Here is a 14,460-nt window from a genome sequence, read left to right as displayed (position 1 = left end):
AATAAACAAGCAATTAACATTTATTTAACTATACAATTTAACTATACGAAAGGATAAAAAAATATGAATAGTAAATTACGTCAAGCTGCTCTTGATTTTCACGAATTTCCAATTCCTGGAAAAATTGAAGTTACTCCAACTAAATCCCTTGCAACTCAACGAGATCTCGCTCTTGCCTATTCACCGGGCGTCGCAGAGCCTTGTTTAGAAATTGAAAAAGATCCTTTAACAGCCTATAAATATACGGCGAAAGGAAATTTAGTTGCGGTAATTTCTAATGGTACGGCTGTTTTAGGTTTAGGAAATATCGGTGCGTTAGCGGGTAAACCAGTAATGGAAGGTAAAGGCGTACTATTCAAAAAATTTGCGGGTATTGATGTTTTTGATATTGAAGTCGCAGAAAAAGATCCTGAAAAATTTGTCGAAATTGTGGCAGCCTTAGAACCAACTTTTGGGGGAATTAACCTTGAAGATATTAAGGCACCAGAATGTTTTTATATTGAACAGAAATTGCGTGAGCGTTTGAATATTCCTGTATTCCACGATGACCAACACGGTACAGCAATTATCAGTGCCGCTGCGGTTATCAATGCGTTGCGTATTGTAGATAAAAAAATTGATGAAGTGCGTTTAGTGGCTTCTGGTGCTGGTGCGGCGTCGATTGCTTGTTTAAATCTACTCGTTTCATTAGGTATGAAACGTGAAAATATTACCGTTTGTGATTCTAAGGGTGTGATTTATAAAGATCGTGACGATCGTATGGATGAAACTAAGAAATCGTATGCGATTGACGATAATGGTTGGCGAACATTGGCAGACGCCATTCCAAATGCGGATGTGTTCTTAGGCTGTTCAGCAGCAGGGGCATTAAAACCTGAAATGGTTAAACAAATGGCTGCACATCCACTTATTCTCGCTCTTGCTAACCCAGATCCTGAAATTACGCCACCAGAAGCCAAAGCGGTGCGTCCTGATGCGATAGTGTGTACAGGTCGTTCGGATTATCCAAACCAAGTAAATAACGTGCTTTGTTTCCCATTCATTTTCCGTGGGGCATTAGACGTGGGTGCAACCGCAATTAATGAAGAAATGAAACGTGCAGCAGTTTATGCGATTGCAGATTTAGCCCTTGCAGAGCAAAGTGATGTGGTTGCATCTGCTTATGGTGATGAAGCGGCGACTTTTGGGGCTGATTATGTTATTCCTCGTCCATTTGATCCTCGTTTAATTACTCGTATTGCCCCTGCTGTGGCGAAAGCCGCAATAGATTCAGGCGTAGCAACTCGTCCTATTCAAGATTGGGAAGCTTATAAAGAGAAATTATCGCAATTTGTGTATAAAACGAATCTCTTTATGAAACCCATTTTCAATCAAGCAAAAGCGAATAAAAAACGCATTATTTTAGCGGAAGGGGAAGAAAATAAAGCCTTACAAGCAACTCAAGAAATTGTATCTATGGGGCTTGCTTACCCAGTGTTAGTTGGTCGCCCCGCTGTTATTGAGGAAAAAATTCAAAAACTAGGTTTACACTTAGAAGTAGGTAAAGACTTTGAGTTAATTAATAATGATCATAACCCTTATTATGAAGAATGTTGGACACATTATTATAATAAAATGAAACGTAAAGGAATTACTCAAGCTATTGCTCAGCGTGTAATGACCTCAAATACAACGGTTATTGCTGCAACATTAGTTGATTTAGGTTATGCAGATGGTTTAGTTTGTGGCTTGTTTGGTTCATACAGTAAGCACTTAACTTCAATTAAAGATGTCTTAGGTTTGAAAGAGGGGGTGAAAACACCAGCTGCATTAAATAGTTTAGTATTATCATCAGGTAACGTATTTTTAACTGATACTTATGTTAATGCAAATCCAACCGCAGAAGAACTGGCGGAAATTACCTTAATGGCAGCAGAAGAAGTCTGTCGTTTTGGTATTCAACCAAAAGTTGCACTGCTATCTCATTCTAATTATGGCGCATCAGATCAACTGGGTGCACCAAAAATGCGAAAAACCCTCGAGTTAGTCAATGAAGCAGATCCAAGCTTAATGATTGATGGTGAAATGCACGGTGATTTAGCACTTTCTGAAGAATTACGTCAAGACATTATGCCTGATAGTCCATTAAAAGGATCCGCAAATTTATTAGTAATGCCAAATTTAGAAGCAGCACGTATTAGTTATAACTTATTGAGAGGAACAACTACTGCAATCACAGTGGGACCAATCTTAATGGGAATGAATAAGTCAGCACAAATTTTAAATCCAATATCATCAGTACGCCGTATAATTAATATGGTGGCCTATGCTGCAGTAAAAGCACATAGTGATAGTAAAGGATAATCGCAATTTAATTTAAAATATGCTAAATTAAATGCCATTCTTTCATTAAATAGAATGGCGTTTTTTTATGATTATTCAAGCTATCTTAGTTTCTATGGGTGCAATGTTTGGAGCGTTATCTCGCTGGCAAATAGGGGTCTGGTTACAACCTGTTTTTAATCACTTCCATTTTGGTACCTTGATTGCGAATCTTTTAGGTTGTTTTCTGATTGGCATTGCATTAGGGTTAAACTTACACGATTCTCATAAACTACTTTTTATTACTGGATTTTTAGGGAGTTTTACGACATTTTCTACTTTTTCAGCCGAAATTAGCACTAAAATTTTGGAAGATAAATGGTTGCATGCCATTAATATTTTAGGGTTACATCTAGTTTTGGGTATTGTCGCAACTGTATTTGGATTGTGGATCAGTAGGGTAATAAGCGGTTAGATTTATATAAAATTTTGCAAAATTCTATAAAATTGCTTAACAATTTGATCTATATTCAGTAAATCTTTTAAGAAAATGCTATAATCCCAATGTTTTTATTTTTAAATTATTAAGAGGAAATCATAATGTCAGTAACTAAAATGACCGATCTAGACCTTGCTGGTAAGCGTTTATTTATTCGAGCAGATTTAAATGTACCAGTTAAAGACGGTAAAGTAACATCTGATGCACGTATCCGTGCAACACTTCCTACATTAAAATTAGCCTTAGAAAAAGGGGCGAAAGTGATGGTAACTTCTCACTTAGGTCGTCCAACAGAAGGCGAGGTTGAAGAAAAATTCTCTTTACAACCTGTGGTTGATTATTTAAATGACGTATTAGATGTGCCTGTTCGTTTAGAAAAAGATTATTTAAACGGCGTGGATGTTAAAGAAAACGAAATCGTTGTATTAGAAAACGTGCGTTTTAACAAAGGCGAGAAAAAAAATGATCCTGAATTAGGTAAAAAATATGCGGCACTTTGTGATGTATTCGTAATGGACGCATTTGGTACAGCACACCGTGCACAAGGTTCTACTTATGGCGTGGCTGAATATGCACCAGCGGCTTGTGCAGGTCCATTATTAGCAGCAGAATTAGACGCATTAGGCAAAGCATTAAAAGAGCCAGCTCGTCCAATGGTGGCAATCGTAGGTGGTTCAAAAGTTTCAACGAAATTAGAAGTGTTAAATTCACTTTCTCAAATTGCTGATCAAATCATCGTAGGTGGTGGTATCGCAAATACCTTTATTGCGGCAGCAGGTCACAACGTAGGTAAATCACTTTACGAAGAAGATTTAGTGCCAGTTGCTCAAAAATTAGCAGAAACCACAGATATTCCAGTTCCTGTTGATGTGCGTGTGGGTACAGAATTTTCTGAAACTGCACCAGCCACTGAAAAATCAGTAACAGAAGTAACAGATGAAGAATCTATCTTTGATATCGGCGATAAATCAGCAGAACAATTAGCTGAAATCATCAAAAATGCAAAAACCATTCTTTGGAATGGTCCTGTGGGCGTATTCGAATTCCCTAACTTCCGTAGAGGTACAGAAATTATTTCAAATGCTATCGCAGAAAGTGAAGGTTTCTCTATTGCAGGTGGTGGCGATACCTTAGCTGCAATTGATTTATTTGGAATTAAAGATAAAATTTCATATATCTCAACAGGTGGTGGTGCATTCTTAGAATTCGTTGAAGGTAAAGTATTACCAGCTGTAGAAATCTTAGAGAAACGTGCCAAAGCATAATCAAACATCACCCCTATAAATGGCTTGTAGGGGCAAAAATATATTAAAAATTTTTAAACACAGAGGAAATATAAAATATGGCTAAATTATTAGACATCGTAAAACCAGGCGTTGTAACAGGCGATGACGTACAAAAAGTTTTTGCTTATGCAAAAGAACATAACTTTGCAATCCCAGCAGTAAACTGTGTCGGTTCTGATTCTGTAAACGTGGTTTTAGAAACAGCTGCTCGTGTAAAATCGCCAGTAATTGTTCAGTTCTCAAACGGTGGTTCATCTTTCTACGCAGGTAAAGGAATCAAACCAACAAGTGGTCAACGCCCAGATGTTCTAGGTGCGATTGCTGGTGCAAAACACGTTCATACCTTAGCAGAAGAATACGGTGTACCAGTCATTTTACATACCGATCACTGTGCGAAAAAATTACTTCCTTGGATCGACGGCTTATTAGATGCTGGCGAAAAACATTTCGCAGAAACAGGTAAACCATTATTCTCATCTCATATGATCGATCTTTCAGAAGAACCAATGAATGAAAATATGGCAATCTGTCGTGATTACTTAGCTCGTATGGATAAAATGGGAATGACCCTTGAAATCGAAATCGGTATCACAGGTGGAGAAGAAGACGGTGTGGATAATTCAGATGTTGATGAGTCAGAATTATATACAAAACCATCAGAAGTGCTTTATGTTTACGATCAATTAAGCGAAATCAGCCCACGTTTCACTATCGCTGCGGCATTCGGTAACGTTCACGGTGTTTATAAACCAGGTAATGTGAAATTAAAACCATCTATCTTAGGCGAATCACAAAAATTCGTTTCAGCTGAACGTAATCTTCCTGAAAAATCATTAGATTTCGTATTCCACGGTGGTTCAGGTTCATCTCGTGAAGAAATTCGTGAAGCAATCAGCTACGGTGCAATCAAAATGAACATCGATACAGATACACAATGGGCATCTTGGAATGGTATCTTAGATTTCTATAAAGCAAACGAAGCTTACCTTCAAGCACAATTAGGTAACCCAGAAGGTCCTGATGCACCAAACAAAAAATACTACGATCCACGTGTTTGGTTACGCAAAATGGAAGAATCTATGTCTAAACGCTTAGAGCAATCTTTCGAAGACTTAAACTGTGTAAACGTTCTATAATTTGCAAATTTTAAGCAAAATCAGACCGCTTGTTTAAGCGGTCTTTGTTTATTGTTGTATAGTTTCAGAGAAAGAGGATGAAATGACATCATTACTTGAAGTGAAGAGTCTCAATAAATGTTTTATTGAGTCGATTGGTTTATTTCGTAATCAGAAAATATGTGCTGTAAATGATATTTCTTTTAGTCTTGAGCGAGGTGAAACTTTAGCCGTTGTTGGAGAGAATGGTTCAGGAAAATCGACTTTAGTAAAAATGATTGCAGGTGTGATTAAGCCCACTTCTGGAGAAATACATTTTTTGGGTCGCCTGTTGACTTTTGGAGATTATAAATTTCGAGCCAAGCATATCAGAATGTTATTTCAAGATCCAAATAGTGCTTTCGATCCAAATTATAATATTGGACAAATTTTGGACTCTCCTCTTAAACTTGCCACAGATTTTGATGAAGCCACACGTAATACAAAAATTTTTGAGACGTTAGAACTTGTGGGGTTACACTCAGAACATGCCTTAATGCCAATTAGTGAAGCGTCAAGCAATCAAAAACAACGAGTCGCATTTGCTCGAGCATTAATATTAGAACCTGATATTATAGTTATTGATGATACTCTTAGTACTTTAGATTTTTCATTACGCATTCAAATAATCAATCTAATGTTAAAACTTCAACAAAAACAAGGTATCGCCTATATTTATGTAGGACAGCATCTCGGTATTGCTAAACATATTTCAGATAAACTTCTTGTTATTCAAGAGGGTAAATCCATTGAATATGGTAATACCAAAGATATTTTACTTAATCCTCAAACCACTTTTATGTCACGCTTAATCGATAGCCATTTTGGTAAAAAGCTAACAGAAGAAGCGTGGGCAGAGTAGTAAGAATTAATATTTAAACAACCGTTTGGATTAATGCTGAGACATCTTCTGGAAATTGTTGGGCATTAATCATTTTAATGACATCATTGTGTGTATGACGGTTATGATCATAGAGTACAACAATACTTGTGTCTTGTGGCTGTAAGAAATTAGTTTCACCAAATTCTGTATAGCGAGTTGCCCCAATACTAATAATAGCTTGGGTAGGGTAATCAGCTTGTTTTAATAAATTAGTAATATTATTCATTGGATCTTCATCAGGTTGATTATTCATTCTATCGATAATCCAAGTTAATAATTGTTGATGAAAGTAGCTATAACCCACAGTTGGGCTATCCACACCATATTCTGTTAATTTCCCATCACGTTGATGAAAACAAGCAATATGATAATGGTCTAAATTCCCTCCCCGTTCAAAGCGGTCAATTTTGATCCAATTTTTACTTATTCCCTTTGAATTTGTCCCCCAATTTTTCTTTTCACAAATTTTACGTGCATTTGGACGACGAATAGAGCAGTCATTATAAGCAGCAAAATGAGAGGGTTTAATTTCTACCACTTTATTATTCCGATAAACTAACTCACAAATGAGTGCAACTTCAGGCTCAATTTGGAGATTATCCGCATCTTCTAAGTGAGGAAAACTTAATTTATCGTTTGATAACGGATAAGTAGAGAGAAATTGCTCTGATTGACTTAACTTGTTACTCGGAATATAAAAAGGAAAAATGGCTTTTGGTTGAATAGCATTTTGAGTTTTTACCTTGACGAAATCAGCAGCTTCTCCTGCTTGTTCCAAATGTCCAGCAAAATTACCCGCTACACCCAATCCAATAAATTGTTGTTTTTTCATAATGACCATACCCCTGTGTATAAAATTAGATTTAATTATAAGAATAAAATAAGCAATGATAAATATAAACTTTCTTATTGACTTAAATTAATGAAAAAATATAATGCAGACACAAATTAACTTCCATCACGAAATACTTATGTCTAAAATATCAAAACATTCCATTTTCTTTCCTATTTTATTTTTTATCATCATTAATTTGGTCATTCTTTCTGTCAGCCGTGTAGGTTTATCTGTTTGGCAAATAGAGAGAGTGAGTGCAGTCAATGGTTGGTTACCCTTATTATTACAAGGTCTTCGTATTGATATTTCAGCACTCTGTTGGTTATTTGGTATTCCGACTTTATTAAGTGTTTTATTTCTCTCTTCAAACGTTGTTGGACAGGTTTGCAAGATGATATTAAGAGTATGGCTTACTGTTGGTAGTACCTTTATTCTATTTATGGAACTGTCTACTCCTGCTTTTATTGAAACTTATGATATACGTCCTAACCGTTTATTTATAGAATATTTACTTTATCCAAAAGAAGTGTTTACAATGTTGATTAATGGACATCTTGTTGCTGTATTATCAAGTGCCATTATTACAACCTTAGCCGCTATTCTTTATTGGAAATTGTCAGCTAAAGTGGTTAAATCGCTTTATTATCCAAATTGGAAATGGCGTCCCGTTATAGCGTTAATTGTTGCGGTAATTACCTTTGTTGGTGCACGTTCGAGTTTCGCACATCGAGGAATGAATCCCGCAATGGTTGCATTTTCAAGCGATCCGCTAGTTAATTCATTAGTGTTAAATTCAGGTTATTCTGTTTTATTTGCAGTTCAACAATTAAAAGATGAAAATTCATCTTCTGAACAATATGGGAAAATGTCTGCAAAAGAGATGTTTGCTACTATTAAACAGAGTCAGCTACGACCTATTTCAGACTACATTTCAGAAGACATTCCAACACTTTCTTATAATGAAGCAACTTATAAAGGTAAACCTAAAAATATTGTGATTATTTTAGAAGAAAGTTTAGGTGCTCAGTTTATTGGAATATTAGGTGGAAAACCACTTTCACCAGAATTTGATAAGTTAGCTCAAGAAGGTTGGTTGTTTGAAAATATGTATGCCACAGGTACTCGCTCAGTCAGAGGAATTGAGGCGGTGATAGCAGGATTTACCCCAACACCAGCACGTTCAACCGTTAAACTCGCCAAAAGCCAGCGTAATTTTTTTACTATTGCTGAATTATTAAGTAGAAAAGGTTATGAAACGTCTTTTATTTATGGGGGAGAAAAGCATTTTGATAATATGGCAAGTTTCTTTTATGGGAATGGCTTTGAGACCATTATAGATGAAAATGATTATACTAACCCTGAGTTTGTTGGCTCTTGGGGAGTGAGTGATGAAGATCTTTTTAAGAAAGCACATCACTTATTTAATCAGTGGAGCAAAGAAGATAAACCATTTTTTAGCTTAGTTTTTTCATCTAGCAATCACGATCCCTTTGAATTTCCTGATGGAAAAATTGCTTTATACGATAAAGAAAAACAAACACGTAATAATGCAGCAAAATATGCAGATTATGCGTTGGGACAATTTTTCAAATTAGCAAAGAATTCAACATATTGGGAAGATACCCTCTTTTTAATCATTGCTGATCACGACTCTCGTGTGGCTGGTGCATCACTAGTTCCTATTCAACATTTTCATATTCCAGCATTAATTTTAGGTAATGGTGTTGCTATTCAAAAAGATAAGCGATTAGTGAGTCAAATTGATGTTCCTCCCACTTTATTATCTTTAGCTGGAATTAGTGGTGCTTATCCGATGCTTGGTTATGATTTAACTAAAAATATTGATCCAAATCGTGCCTTTATGCAATATAACCAAACACAGGCAATGATGAAAGGTAATGATATTGTGGTATTAGAACCTAAAACTACTGCGAAAGGTTATACTTACAATCATCAAACTCAACGTCTAGAAGAAAAAGAATTACCTCAAAGTATGAAAAAAGAAGCCCTTGCTTATGCACTAGTGGGAAGCTATTTATATAATCAGCAATTATATAAATTACCTAAAGAGAAAAATTCTAATAAAAATTAATATTGGTAAGTGGTCACATTTTGAGTTGTATGTGACCACTATATGTTATTTGTTTTCATATAACTAATTGATATAAAAATTAAATTTGTAAATTTTTGATTTAATCTACCCGCTATATTTATGCTTAAGAATTGTGGAGTTGTTAGATTTTAAATACTACCTTACTCTAATTAAAGTATGTTCTTACCCTGCAAGAATAAAGGTAAATCATTAATAATTAATCATTCATATTGTGTATTTTATGTTAAAATTGGTCAATTAAAATTTACTAAGGATTTTCTATGAATAAATTAAAACTGTTTGGTGCATTGGCATTGGCATTGTTTTTATTGAGTGGATGTAGTCAAGAACCGGAGCAAATCAGTCTTGAAGGAAAAACGATGGGAACGACTTATCATATTAAATATATTGATGAGCATACCAAAGAATTGCTTAAACCAGCAGAGATAAAAAAAGAAATAGATCATTTATTGGTAGGGGTGAATAATGCGATGTCTACCTATCAAAAAGATTCTGAAATTAGTCGTTTTAATCAATCGATAGAAATAAATAAACCTTTTGTGATTTCTAAAGACTTTGCAACAGTTGTTAAAAGTGCATTTGAGTTAAATAAAATCACTCAAGGTGCGTTAGATATTACCGTTGGACCTTTAGTCAATTTATGGGGATTTGGACCTGATAAACGATTAAATCAAGCACCAACAGAACAACAAATCGCAGAAAAATCACAAGCAGTTGGAATTAATAAAATTAGACTTTTGTCTGAAAATAATCAATTTAGTTTAGTAAAAACTCACTCAAAGGTGTATATTGATACTTCTTCGATTGCAAAAGGATTTGGCGTTGATAAATTGGCACAATATTTAGAACAACTAGGCATTGAAAATTATCTTGTAGAGATTGGTGGCGAGCTAAGAGCCAAAGGGAAGAATATACATAAAGATGATTGGCAAATTGCTATAGAAAAACCAACTTTAGTGCAGGGTCAAGAAATTCAAATTTTAGTGCCGATTAGTAACTTAGGTATAGCTACATCAGGAAGTTATCGTAATTATTTTGAAGATGACGAAGGAAATCGTTTATCGCATATTATTGATCCAAAACAGCTAAAACCAATTAGCCATAATCTTGCCTCTATTACCGTATTAGCAAATACATCAATGAAAGCAGATGGTTTAGCGACAGGGTTGTTTGTACTTGGTACAGATAAAGCATTAGAAATTGCAGAAAGAGAGCATTTAGCGATTTTTTTAATTATTAAAACAGATAATGGCTATGAGACTAAAATGTCGAGTGAATTTAAGAAATTAACACATTTATAATTGATTATTTGGAGTGATAAATGGAAACTATTTTATTAACCTTTGGCTTTTTTCTTGCAATCATTTTTGCAATGTCAATTGGCTATATTGTTAAAGGTAAAACAATTAAAGGAAGTTGTGGGGGGATTTCTGCATTAGGAATGGAAAAAATGTGTGACTGTGAAGAGCCTTGTGATAACTTAAAAGATAAGGTTGAAAAAGGTCAAGCTGATCCAGCAGAACTTGAGCGTTTTAATCAAGATCCTTCTTTTTATGAAGTGAAGTAAAGGGTATGAAATCACAAACATTTGTAAATAATTGCTCACAAGTGACCGCTTGCCAGTTAACTGAAAATGCGACGAAAAAGGTTATCTGTGGAATGTCTGGTGGTGTGGATTCTTCCGTTTCTGCTTTTATTCTTCAACAACAAGGTTACCAAGTGGAAGGCTTGTTTATGAAAAATTGGGAAGAAGATGATGATACCGATTATTGTACCGCTGCGGCTGATTTAGCTGATGCTCAAGCGGTATGTGATAAGTTAGGCATTAAACTACATAAAATTAACTTTGCCGCAGAATATTGGGATAATGTCTTTGAACACTTTTTAAGTGAATATAAAGCAGGACGAACACCAAATCCTGATATTTTATGCAATAAAGAGATCAAATTTAAAGCCTTTTTAGAATATGCAGCAGAAGATTTAGGTGCTGATTATATTGCAACAGGGCATTATGTACGTCGTCGTGATCTTGAGGGACAATCTCAATTATTACGTGGTTTAGATAGTAATAAAGATCAAAGTTATTTTTTATATACTTTAAGTAAAGATCAAGTAGCTCAAAGTTTATTTCCCGTCGGTGAACTAGAAAAACCGATTGTTCGCCAAATTGCCGAGGATTTAGGTTTAGTCACTGCGGAGAAAAAAGATTCCACAGGGATCTGTTTTATAGGTGAGCGTAAGTTTAAAGACTTTTTAGCCCGCTATCTTCCTGCTCAAGTCGGTAATATCAAAACCATTGATGGTGAAGTAATAGGTCAACATCAAGGCTTGATGTATCACACCTTGGGGCAGCGTAAAGGTTTAGGTATTGGAGGCTTAAAAAATAAATCTGAAGAGCCTTGGTATGTGGTAGAGAAAGATTTAATCAATAATGAGCTGATTGTGGCACAGGGACACGATAACAGTGCATTACTTTCAACAGGTTTAATTGCTCAACAATTACATTGGGTCGATCGTCAACCTATTCGTAAAAATTTACGTTGTACTGTCAAAACACGTTATCGCCAAACTGATGTTGCTTGTGAAATTCAGCCTATTGATGATGATACCATTAAGGTCATTTTTGATGAGCCTCAAATTGCGGTTACACCCGGTCAATCCGCTGTTTTTTACCTTGATGAAATTTGTTTAGGTGGTGGAGTAATTGAGGAACAATTAAAAATCTAATTTTATTAGATAAGTTTTGGTTAGATATTATAAAGGTTTTGGCGTTGGAGCAATCAGATAACGTGCTAATTGTTCACTCCATAAAATATTCATATCCATTTGATATACTTCTGATAGTGCATTATTTTTAACTAACTCTTCAGGGGTAAAATCACCCACTTTTTTTCCTTTATTTAATAGCAAAATATGATCGCTAAATTGCAAAGTAAGGGATAGATCGTGCATAACAGCAATAATGGTTAAGCCTTGTTCTTGAAGATCTTTCAATAAATACATTAGATTATATTGATGATGAATATCGAGATGATTAGTGGGTTCATCTAAAAAGAGAATTTTACCCGTTAGATCTTCATCAGGATAAGCCAAAATTTGAGCAAGGGTTCGAGCAATCTGGACTCGATGTTGTTCTCCACCAGATAATGTAGCATATTCTTGCTTTCTTAAATTAAGAATACCCATTTTTTCTAAACAGTGTTGAACCACTGCTTGATTTTGTTTTTTACAACATTGATAGCGATAAGGTTCACGTCCGAGATCAACAATATCTTCAACCTGAATATTAAAAGGAATATGAATAAGTTGTGGCAAAACGGCTCTTTTCTTAGCAAGTACCAAGCGGTCAGTTGTTCGTAAGTTTTTACCATTTAATGAAATAGTCCCTTTGTTAGGGGGAATATCACCGTTGATCAGATTTAAACAAGTGGTTTTTCCTGCACCATTAGGACCAATAATAGCGTTAAATGAGCCCTGAATAATCTCTAAATTTAGGTGATCGATTAAATTTTTATGCTGTACAGTAAAGGTTAAATTTTCAGTCGCTAGAATAATACTCATCTTGTCCCTCGCCAAACTAAGAAACCTAAGAATGGGGCACCAATCATTGCCGTTAAAATACCAATAGGAAGTTCTGCTGGCATTATAATTGTACGAGAAATCACATCAGATAAGGTCAATAATATTGCCCCAAATAAAAAAGAAGCAGGCAGTACAACTCGATGGTCACTTCCTACTAATTTACGCACAATATGGGGAACGATTAGCCCAATAAAACCTATTCCACCCGAAAATGCCACGCAAACCCCCACGAGCAAAGCGACTAATAGGATTTGACGTTTTTTGGCTTTTTCAATATCAAAACCTAAATGCCCTGCCACATTTTCACCAAGCATTAAGGCATTTAAAATTGCGGAATCTTGCCACAAAAGAGGAAGGGTAACAATACAAACTAAACTTAAAACTGCTAATTTTTCCCAATCAAAAGCGGTTAAACTTCCCATCCCCCAAAAAGCGATGGATCGTAATTGAATATCATCGGCAACATAAGTCAGTAAACCAGTTAAAGCACCAGTTAAGGCACCAAAAGCAATACCTATTAATAGCATTGAAGAGATATTGAGTACACCGCCTCGTTTAGAGAAAGAATACAGTAACATCGTCATTCCCCAACCACCTAAAAAAGCAAAAAAAGGTAATGCAAAATTACTTGAAACAATGGAGAGAGGTAAAAATAAACTGCCTAAAACAATAAATAAGGTGGCAGAAAAGGATGCACCAGACATTACACCAATAATACCTGGATCAACAAGGGGGTTGCGAAATAACCCTTGCATTACTGCCCCTGTAATCGCTAATGTACCGCCCACTAATACAGCGGCAATCACACGAGGAAAACGAATATTGACTAAAACTTGCCAAATCGTATTATCTGTTGTTGTCGCCTCACCACTGAGTAAGCGGATGATAGTGGCATTCTCTACCTCTATTGCCCCAATACGACAGCCTAAATAAATACTAAATAATAATAAAAAAATAAATAGACTAAAAATGGATGTTCTAGAAAAAAATATTTTTTTATATTTAGAGCAATATTCGTCAATCATTACACTATGCTTTTGTCATTTTAACTAACTGAACTCGTGCGGCATTAACGTCTAAAGCCTCTTCTTCAAAAGCAATAAAATGAAGATGATTATGATATGAAATAGTGACACCAAATTGATTGACCGCAACCATTTCAGGTGCAACAGCTAATTGTAACTTGATATCATTTTGAGTAAGGCATTTTTCCATTGCTTCAATATGATCTTTATTCATATGCTCAATAATTTTTAACTCCGTTTCTTCATCAAATGATGATGCTCTTTTTATTACTTCAGGCTCTACCCACGCAATTCGTCCAAACCCTAAAATTACTCGAGCCATCTTTACATTTAAACGATAAAACTTAAATTCGTGAAATTTTTCATACATTTTTGCTCTTGGATAATGACGAAAATAACTGTGTTTTACTCGCATTAAATCTTCTTGATCTTTAATTTCAAGTAAATCGCCCATTACCCCTAATCGCCAGCCTGTTTCAATACGATGATTACGTTTTACTTCACGCATAAATAATGAAACCTTTGAATTTTCAGTAATATTTTTGGTACGTTCTGCAACCGCTGCGGTGTAAATAACAGGACAACCAGTATGATCAATAATAAAAGGGGTAACCGATCCCATTGGATAACCTGCAGATTTGCTCTCTTCACGACTAATTGTACTTAATTCACCTGCAAAGTTAGTGAGATAAATCTTCTGTGCATCAATATCTCCTGTACTATAACGGTCGTGTTGCTTTATATTTTTGTCTGTAATTTTTGGCTCTGATGATCCCATCATT

13 protein-coding genes are annotated in these 14,460 nt (G+C 35.3%); 9 read left to right on the top strand and 4 right to left on the bottom strand.

Features of this window, described 5'->3' with window-relative positions; all coding sequences use genetic code 11:
- The first annotated feature begins 63 nt into the window (after positions 1–63).
- The 5 genes from KGI96_RS07125 (at position 64) to KGI96_RS07105 (ending at position 6,102) form a co-directional block, all read left to right on the top strand.
- Positions 64–2,343, top strand: a complete 2,280-nt coding sequence (locus tag KGI96_RS07125) for an NADP-dependent malic enzyme (RefSeq protein WP_211597639.1) — start codon at positions 64–66, stop codon at positions 2,341–2,343.
- 73 nt (positions 2,344–2,416) lie between these two features.
- The gene (locus KGI96_RS07120) at positions 2,417–2,776 is read left to right on the top strand and encodes a fluoride efflux transporter FluC (RefSeq protein WP_211597674.1); all 360 of its coding nucleotides are present in this window, start codon (positions 2,417–2,419) and stop codon (positions 2,774–2,776) included.
- Positions 2,777–2,901: 125 nt separating this feature from the next.
- Positions 2,902–4,065, top strand: a complete 1,164-nt coding sequence (pgk, locus tag KGI96_RS07115; RefSeq protein ID WP_211597640.1) for a phosphoglycerate kinase — start codon at positions 2,902–2,904, stop codon at positions 4,063–4,065.
- 77 nt (positions 4,066–4,142) lie between these two features.
- Positions 4,143–5,222 carry a class II fructose-bisphosphate aldolase gene (gene fbaA / locus KGI96_RS07110; protein WP_211597641.1) on the top strand — a complete coding sequence of 360 codons (1,080 nt, stop codon included), beginning with the start codon at positions 4,143–4,145 and terminating at the stop codon, positions 5,220–5,222.
- An 82-nt stretch (positions 5,223–5,304) separates the two neighbouring features.
- Entirely contained in the window at positions 5,305–6,102 is a 798-nt protein-coding gene (locus KGI96_RS07105; protein ID WP_211597642.1) for a peptide ABC transporter ATP-binding protein, read from the top strand.
- Positions 6,103–6,115: 13 nt separating this feature from the next.
- Here the strand turns inward: KGI96_RS07105 and KGI96_RS07100 are convergent, their stop codons facing one another.
- Complete coding sequence (locus tag KGI96_RS07100; protein WP_211597643.1) at positions 6,116–6,955, bottom strand: DUF5718 family protein; 840 nt, start codon at positions 6,953–6,955, stop codon at positions 6,116–6,118.
- A 103-nt stretch (positions 6,956–7,058) separates the two neighbouring features.
- On the opposite strand from KGI96_RS07100, the gene KGI96_RS07095 reads away from it, so the two are divergent.
- From KGI96_RS07095 to mnmA, 4 genes are all read left to right on the top strand, one after another.
- Positions 7,059–9,050: an LTA synthase family protein gene (locus KGI96_RS07095; protein WP_211597644.1), complete on the top strand. Its 1,992-nt coding sequence runs from the start codon at positions 7,059–7,061 to the stop codon at positions 9,048–9,050.
- 281 nt (positions 9,051–9,331) lie between these two features.
- The gene (locus KGI96_RS07090; protein ID WP_211597645.1) at positions 9,332–10,372 is read left to right on the top strand and encodes an FAD:protein FMN transferase; all 1,041 of its coding nucleotides are present in this window, start codon (positions 9,332–9,334) and stop codon (positions 10,370–10,372) included.
- A 20-nt stretch (positions 10,373–10,392) separates the two neighbouring features.
- Positions 10,393–10,638 carry a (Na+)-NQR maturation NqrM gene (nqrM, locus tag KGI96_RS07085; protein ID WP_211597646.1) on the top strand — a complete coding sequence of 82 codons (246 nt, stop codon included), beginning with the start codon at positions 10,393–10,395 and terminating at the stop codon, positions 10,636–10,638.
- A 5-nt stretch (positions 10,639–10,643) separates the two neighbouring features.
- The gene (gene mnmA, locus KGI96_RS07080; RefSeq protein ID WP_211597647.1) at positions 10,644–11,798 is read left to right on the top strand and encodes a tRNA 2-thiouridine(34) synthase MnmA; all 1,155 of its coding nucleotides are present in this window, start codon (positions 10,644–10,646) and stop codon (positions 11,796–11,798) included.
- 27 nt (positions 11,799–11,825) lie between these two features.
- On the opposite strand, the gene KGI96_RS07075 is transcribed toward mnmA, so the two are convergent.
- From KGI96_RS07075 to KGI96_RS07065, 3 genes are read right to left on the bottom strand one after another with little or no spacing between them, the layout of a single operon-like run.
- Positions 11,826–12,632, bottom strand: a complete 807-nt coding sequence (locus KGI96_RS07075; protein ID WP_211597648.1) for an ATP-binding cassette domain-containing protein — start codon at positions 12,630–12,632, stop codon at positions 11,826–11,828.
- Positions 12,629–13,678: a FecCD family ABC transporter permease gene (locus KGI96_RS07070; RefSeq protein WP_211597649.1), complete on the bottom strand. Its 1,050-nt coding sequence runs from the start codon at positions 13,676–13,678 to the stop codon at positions 12,629–12,631. Before KGI96_RS07070 ends, KGI96_RS07075 begins: the two co-directional genes overlap by 4 nt.
- A 4-nt stretch (positions 13,679–13,682) precedes the next feature.
- On the bottom strand, positions 13,683–14,459 hold the full coding sequence (locus KGI96_RS07065; RefSeq protein ID WP_211597650.1) for a HugZ family pyridoxamine 5'-phosphate oxidase: 777 nt from the start codon (positions 14,457–14,459) through the stop codon (positions 13,683–13,685).
- Position 14,460 lies beyond the last annotated feature (1 nt).

Origin of the sequence: Phocoenobacter atlanticus subsp. cyclopteri, assembly GCF_018343795.1 — a bacterium.
GTDB lineage: Bacteria > Pseudomonadota > Gammaproteobacteria > Enterobacterales > Pasteurellaceae > Phocoenobacter > Phocoenobacter atlanticus.
This window is presented reverse-complemented; position numbering and strand designations above follow the sequence as displayed.

Bases quoted from the DNA above. Each gene is read 5' to 3' on its own strand.
- KGI96_RS07125 (WP_211597639.1), top strand. From the start codon at position 64: ATGAATAGTAAATTACGTCAAGCTGCTCTTGATTTTCACGAATTTCCA.
- pgk (WP_211597640.1), top strand. From the start codon at position 2,902: ATGTCAGTAACTAAAATGACCGATCTAGACCTTGCTGGTAAGCGTTTA.
- fbaA (WP_211597641.1), top strand. From the start codon at position 4,143: ATGGCTAAATTATTAGACATCGTAAAACCAGGCGTTGTAACAGGCGAT.
- KGI96_RS07105 (WP_211597642.1), top strand. From the start codon at position 5,305: ATGACATCATTACTTGAAGTGAAGAGTCTCAATAAATGTTTTATTGAG.
- KGI96_RS07100 (WP_211597643.1), bottom strand. From the start codon at position 6,955: ATGAAAAAACAACAATTTATTGGATTGGGTGTAGCGGGTAATTTTGCT.
- KGI96_RS07095 (WP_211597644.1), top strand. From the start codon at position 7,059: ATGCAGACACAAATTAACTTCCATCACGAAATACTTATGTCTAAAATA.
- KGI96_RS07090 (WP_211597645.1), top strand. From the start codon at position 9,332: ATGAATAAATTAAAACTGTTTGGTGCATTGGCATTGGCATTGTTTTTA.
- nqrM (WP_211597646.1), top strand. From the start codon at position 10,393: ATGGAAACTATTTTATTAACCTTTGGCTTTTTTCTTGCAATCATTTTT.
- mnmA (WP_211597647.1), top strand. From the start codon at position 10,644: ATGAAATCACAAACATTTGTAAATAATTGCTCACAAGTGACCGCTTGC.
- KGI96_RS07075 (WP_211597648.1), bottom strand. From the start codon at position 12,632: ATGAGTATTATTCTAGCGACTGAAAATTTAACCTTTACTGTACAGCAT.
- KGI96_RS07070 (WP_211597649.1), bottom strand. From the start codon at position 13,678: ATGATTGACGAATATTGCTCTAAATATAAAAAAATATTTTTTTCTAGA.
- KGI96_RS07065 (WP_211597650.1), bottom strand. From the start codon at position 14,459: ATGATGGGATCATCAGAGCCAAAAATTACAGACAAAAATATAAAGCAA.